Origin of the sequence: Burkholderia sp. LMG 13014, assembly GCF_905232215.1 — a bacterium.
In the GTDB taxonomy this organism is placed as follows: domain Bacteria; phylum Pseudomonadota; class Gammaproteobacteria; order Burkholderiales; family Burkholderiaceae; genus Burkholderia.
Genome location: NZ_CAJNKE010000843.1, coordinates 1 through 1,992 on the forward strand (window position 1 = coordinate 1; position 1,992 = coordinate 1,992).

The following is a 1,992-nucleotide window of genomic DNA, read 5'->3' on the forward strand; positions in this document are numbered from 1 at the left end:
CCGGTCAGGATGATCTTCTTCGCCCAGCCTTCGCCGACGAGCCAGGGCAGCGTCTGCGTGCCGAGCCCGCACGGCAGCAGGCCGACCGACGGCTCGGGCAGTGCCATCTGCGCATGCGTCTCGGCAATCCGCAGGTCGCACGCGAGCGCGCATTCGAGACCCCCGCCCATCGCGTAGCCGTTGATCGCCGCAATGGTCACGACGCGCGCGTCGTGCAGCGCCTCGAACGCCGCGCCGAAGCGCGACGCCATCGCGCGCGCGACCGCGCGGTCGCCTTCGGCGAACGTGTTCAGGTCGGCGCCCGCGCTGAAGAATTTCGGGCCGTCGCCCGTAATCACCAGCGCGCGCACGCGCGGGTTCGCATTCAGTTCGGCGACGGTTGCCTGCAATTGCTGCAGCCCGTCGGCGGTAAAGGCGTTCGCGGGCGGACGCTTGAGCGTCGCGCACGCGATCGCGCCGTCGTCGACGTAGTCCAGTTCGATCATCATGCGTCCTTCTTCGTTGCCGGTTGGTACAGGCGGATCACCGCCGAGAAATCGAGCTGGCCGTCGCCACGGCTGCTCATCGTCTGGTACAGCTGCTGCGCAAGCGCGCCGAGATAGACGGGCTGGCGCGCCTGCTTCGCGGCGTCGTTCGCGAGGCCGAGATCCTTCAGCATCAGGTCGGTGCCGAAGCCGCCCGAGTAACCGCGCGACGACGGTGCGGTGTCGATCACGCCCGGATACGGGTTATAGGTGTCGGAACTCCAGCAGCGGCCCGTCGACGTGTTGACGATGCCGGCCAGCACCTTCGGATCGATGCCGAGCGCGACACCGAGCGACATCGCCTCCGACACGGCCGCCATCGAGATGCCGAGCACGAGGTTGTTGCAGACCTTCGCGACCTGCCCCATGCCCGTCGCACCGCAATGGACGATGTTCTTGCCCATGCCAGCAAGCACGGGTTTCACGCGCTCGAAATCCGCATCGCTGCCGCCGACCATGAAGGTCAGCGTGCCGGCCGCCGCACCGCCGGTGCCGCCCGACACGGGTGCATCGACGAACGCGCCGCCGTGCTCGCGCACGAGCGCGCCGAACGCCTGCGCGCTCGCCGGGTCGATCGTGCTCGAATCGATCACGGTCGCGCCCGCGCCGAGGCCGGCGAGCACGCCGTTCTCGCCGGACAGCACCGAGCGCACGTGCGGTGCGGCCGGCAGCATCGTGATGACGAACGTCGCGCCCGATGCCGCATCGCGCGGCGATGCGGCCACCTGTGCGCCGGCATCCTGCAGCGCGCGCAATGCGTCAGCGCTCAGGTCGAACGCATGTACTTCATGGCCGGATTTCAGCAGGTTCAGCGCCATCGGCGCGCCCATGTGGCCGAGGCCGATAAAACCGATTTTCATGTTCGTGTCCTCCGCCGCTCAATGCAGCCGGATCGTCGTATTCACCGGGCCGGCCGTCGTGTCGTCGTCGAACCAGCGTGCGGTGACCGTCTTGGTCTGCGTGTAGAACTGCACGACCTGCTTGCCGTACGGGCCGAGATCGCCGAGCTTCGAGCCGCGCGAGCCCGTGAAGCTGAAGAACGGCACCGGTACCGGGATCGGGATATTGATGCCGACCTGGCCGATGTCGATTTCGCTCTGGAACTTGCGCGCGGCCGCGCCGCTCTGCGTGAACAGGCCGACGCCGTTGCCGAACGGATTCGCGTTGACGAGCGCGATCGCGTCGTCGAGCGTGTCGGCTTCCATCACGACCAGCACGGGCCCGAAGATTTCATGCGTGTAGACCGACATGTTCGTCTTCACGCCCGAGAAGATCGTCGGGCCGACGAAGTTGCCCTGCTCGTAGCCGGTCACCTGCACGTCGCGGCCGTCGAGTTCGAGCTTCGCGCCTTCCTTCACGCCCGCGTCGATCAGCGACAGGATGCGTTCCTTCGCGGCCTTCGACACGACCGGCCCGACGTCCGTGCCGGCCTCCGCGCCCGCATTGACCTTCAGCGCCTTCGCCTTCG

3 protein-coding genes are annotated in these 1,992 nt (G+C 67.8%); all 3 read right to left on the reverse strand.

Annotated features, from left to right (window positions below):
- Window positions 1-485: enoyl-CoA hydratase (locus JYJ84_RS35275; protein WP_205190179.1), on the reverse strand; the 485-nt coding region annotated here is incomplete at its 3' end.
- A complete protein-coding gene (gene mmsB / locus JYJ84_RS35280) occupies window positions 485-1,384 on the reverse strand; it encodes a 3-hydroxyisobutyrate dehydrogenase (RefSeq protein ID WP_122947741.1) in 900 nt (299 codons plus the stop codon). The genes JYJ84_RS35275 and mmsB, both read right to left, overlap by 1 nt.
- An 18-nt stretch (window positions 1,385-1,402) precedes the next feature.
- The coding region (locus JYJ84_RS35285) for an aldehyde dehydrogenase family protein (protein ID WP_205190180.1) at window positions 1,403-1,992 on the reverse strand (590 nt) is incomplete at its 5' end.